Here is a 3,166-nt window from a genome sequence, read left to right as displayed (position 1 = left end):
ATTAAATATAGGGAGAAAGGTAGTCGGAGAGGTTGCATTTAGCAAGAATCCGATAGAGAGGCTTGTAGTTAGCCCTGTACGGGTCAAAGCGTACAAAGCTGATTCAAAGTGCGACGTTTGCGTACAGAATTAGTAACTATAACAGGCAATTCTTCCCTCACCCCCAAGGAGTGAAACTCCTCATTGCCGCGAGGCAAATTCCCCACCCCCCTAGGTGTCCGGGTGGGGAAGGTACGCGGAATCGTTCACCCTAATTTCGGTAAACCCATACTATAGTTCTGCACTCTGGCGTTGAGATTATAGCTAATTTCCCCTTTTTGCAGGAGAGAACGGATAAAATGTTCTAGATCTGAACCGATGCGACGGAGATTATATTCGCTCAGTTCTTCCCCATTGTAGGATTCTACCAATTCATCAAACTTACTATAAACCTTATTGAGAGCCACTTCTTCCCAATTAAATTCATTATCGGGATCCACATCAAGAGTCAAGACATTGTTACTCTCGATGAATTGATTATTTTTTACTTCAGCCGTATAAATGCGAATATGACGGGTCGTGGATTTTAACAGCATGGAATCTTCAGGGTAAGTTAGACGCTATGTCTAAGATTTTGCCATGATTTGCGGAATTGGGGAATTGGGAAGTTTTTTTTCAGTGATCAGTAAACAGTAAACAGTAATCAGTGAAAAGACAACACTGTTACTGTCACCCATGTACTGCTCACTTAACACCCCCACTGATAACTGGTAACTGATAACTGATCACTGAGATGGCTGTCTCCCGAACAATGTTTACGGATCGACCAGAAACGTGATACTATGATAGGTTGCAGTGTTTAAGCAGAGATCACGAGTCCTATGGCCTTAACCCAGACCAAAAAACAAGAACTAATCAGCCAATATCAGGCCCACGAAACCGATACAGGATCATCGGAGTTACAGGTAGCTTTCTTAACCGAGAGAATCAACCAACTGACCGAACACCTGAAAGCTAACCCGAAAGACCATGCTTCCCGTCGGGGATTACTCCAGATGATTGGTCGTCGTCGGGGACTGTTAACCTATATCCAGAAGAAAGATCAACAACGTTATCAAACCCTGATTGGTCGTCTCGGAATTCGCCGTTAAGCATACCCCCTTTGCATCCCTATCATGGCCTCTGAATCGAAATCGACGGAGAAAAAAGAACGTCTCCCCTTTGAGCCGCGCCAAAATAAGCGAAAAACCCCGAAAATTGCCCCTAGTCCCGTGCCACCGCCCCTAAAAAATCGCTCCGAGGAAACCAGCTTAAAGGCGATTCCGCAAGTGGTCAGTCAACGGATGGCCAAACGGATGGCGGTATTCTGTGGCCTGCCGACGGCACTGGGGATAGCTTCCTTTTTTGGCTTCTACTGGATTATTAGCCACGATCTTCTCGAAATCCCTTCCTACGTCGCCATGCTCGTCAGTTTAAGCCTATTTGGTCTAGGTTTCATCGGTCTGAGTTATGGCATCTTCTCCGCTTCTTGGGATGAGGATCGGGTGGGGGATTGGCTAGGATGGCAAGAATTTCAAGCTAATTTTGGCAGAACGATCGCCGCGTGGCGGTCCGGCAAAAAAGAAGTGGAAGAAAAATAGATAACCTCTAGAAATCGTCAACAATAGAGATTAAAGAAAAAAATCAAGGGTTAATGCCATGATTATTGTCATGAAAGTTGGTTCCCCGGAAATTGAAATCGAGCGCATCGGTGCCGAATTCGAGGCATGGGGATTAAGTCCCGAAAAAATCGTCGGTAAGCATAAAGTTGTCATCGGTTTAGTCGGAGAAACCCGGGAATTAGACCCCCTACAAATCCAAGAATTAAGCCCTTGGATCGAAACCGTCCTGCGAGTCGAACAACCCTTCAAACGCGCCTCTTTAGAATACCGTCACGGCGAATACAGCGAGGTTTTAGTCCCCACTCCTAACGGTGTTATCCCCATCGGCAGAAATCATACCGTTAGCATTGTCGCCGGCCCCTGTTCGGTGGAAAATGAAGCGATGATCGTGGAAACTGCCAAACGAGTGGCGGCAGCCGGAGCGCAATTCCTCCGCGGTGGTGCCTACAAACCCCGCACTTCTCCCTATGCTTTCCAAGGTCACGGGGAAAGCGCTTTGGAATTACTAGCGGCGGCTAGAGATGCCAGTGGTTTGGGTATTATCACGGAAGTAATGGACGCGGCGGATCTCGATAAGATTGTCGAAATAGCCGACGTGGTGCAAGTGGGGGCGCGCAATATGCAGAATTTTTCCCTCCTGAAAAAAGTTGGGGCGCAACCGAAACCGGTCCTACTCAAGCGCGGCATGGCGGCCACTATTGAAGATTGGTTGATGGCGGCAGAATATATCCTCGCGGCAGGAAATAGCAGTGTCATTCTCTGCGAACGCGGTATCCGCACCTTTGACAGTAAATATACTCGCAATACCCTAGATTTATCCTGTATTCCCGTTTTAAGAACTTTAACTCACCTGCCGATCATGATCGATCCTAGCCACGGTACGGGTAAATGGGAATATGTCCCGACCATGGCCATGGCTTCCTTGGCAGCCGGGGCCGATTCCTTGATGATCGAGGTACATCCTAACCCGGCGAAGGCCCTATCTGATGGGCCGCAATCCTTGACCCCCGACCGGTTCGATCAATTAACTCAGGAGTTAGCGGTCATTGGTAAGACGATCGGGCGTTGGCCCCAAGTTCCAGCACTGGTTTAATAAGATGATCAGGGGGTGAATCAACCCCCTTTTTTGGGCATAAATTTCGCTTTTCGGGGCAGTTATGGTGACAGTTCCTCTGGAGTTAAATACTAGCGAAATCCGGGCAGAAAGACGGGTTACTTTTTATCATCTCAATTGGCTATCCTATCAGCAAATTTTACAGGCGCTAGGGGAAAATAATCGCGCCCATTTATTTTATGATCGTGGTACTTTAGAAATTACTATGCCCCTAGAAGAACACGAGTTTTACCGAGAATTAATCGGATTATTTATTCGGATTTTGGTGGTAGAATTGGGTTTAAAAATTAAAAGTATGGGTTCCACAACTCTAGCTAGGGAAGATTTAGAACGAGGAGCAGAACCTGACAATGCCTACTACATTCAAAATCAGGCTAAAGTGCTGGGAAAAAGGATTAATTTAACTGAAGAT

4 protein-coding genes and 2 pseudogenes are annotated in these 3,166 nt (G+C 46.7%); 5 read left to right on the top strand and 1 reads right to left on the bottom strand.

From position 1 onward, the window contains the following. Positions 1-133 (top strand): annotated as a pseudogene (locus IM319_RS22595) (RNA-guided endonuclease InsQ/TnpB family protein); the annotation flags it as partial. Positions 134-245: 112 nt separating this feature from the next. On the opposite strand, the gene IM319_RS14955 reads toward IM319_RS22595, so the two are convergent. Continuing rightward, positions 246-575, bottom strand: coding sequence for an NAD(P)H-quinone oxidoreductase subunit M (locus IM319_RS14955; protein ID WP_287080037.1), 330 nt, complete (start codon positions 573-575; stop codon positions 246-248). Positions 576-860: 285 nt separating this feature from the next. Between IM319_RS14955 and rpsO the strand changes: the two genes are divergently transcribed. The 4 genes and pseudogenes from rpsO to IM319_RS14935 all read left to right on the top strand — a co-directional run. Next, entirely contained in the window at positions 861-1,130 is a 270-nt protein-coding gene (gene rpsO, locus IM319_RS14950; protein WP_002738807.1) for a 30S ribosomal protein S15, read from the top strand. A 24-nt stretch (positions 1,131-1,154) separates the two neighbouring features. Next, positions 1,155-1,619 (top strand): PAM68 family protein, encoded by a 465-nt coding sequence (locus IM319_RS14945; protein ID WP_002763019.1) that lies wholly within the window; start codon positions 1,155-1,157, stop codon positions 1,617-1,619. Positions 1,620-1,677: 58 nt separating this feature from the next. Beyond that, positions 1,678-2,733, top strand: a complete 1,056-nt coding sequence (aroF, locus tag IM319_RS14940) for a 3-deoxy-7-phosphoheptulonate synthase (protein WP_287736077.1) — start codon at positions 1,678-1,680, stop codon at positions 2,731-2,733. A 64-nt stretch (positions 2,734-2,797) separates the two neighbouring features. Continuing rightward, positions 2,798-3,166 (top strand): annotated as a pseudogene (locus IM319_RS14935) (Uma2 family endonuclease); the annotation flags it as partial.

Origin of the sequence: Microcystis sp. M113S1 (genome assembly GCF_020246945.1) — a bacterium.
In the GTDB taxonomy this organism is placed as follows: domain Bacteria; phylum Cyanobacteriota; class Cyanobacteriia; order Cyanobacteriales; family Microcystaceae; genus Microcystis.
The sequence above is the reverse complement of the archived record's forward strand: the minus strand, read 5'-3'. Positions and strand labels throughout refer to the sequence as shown.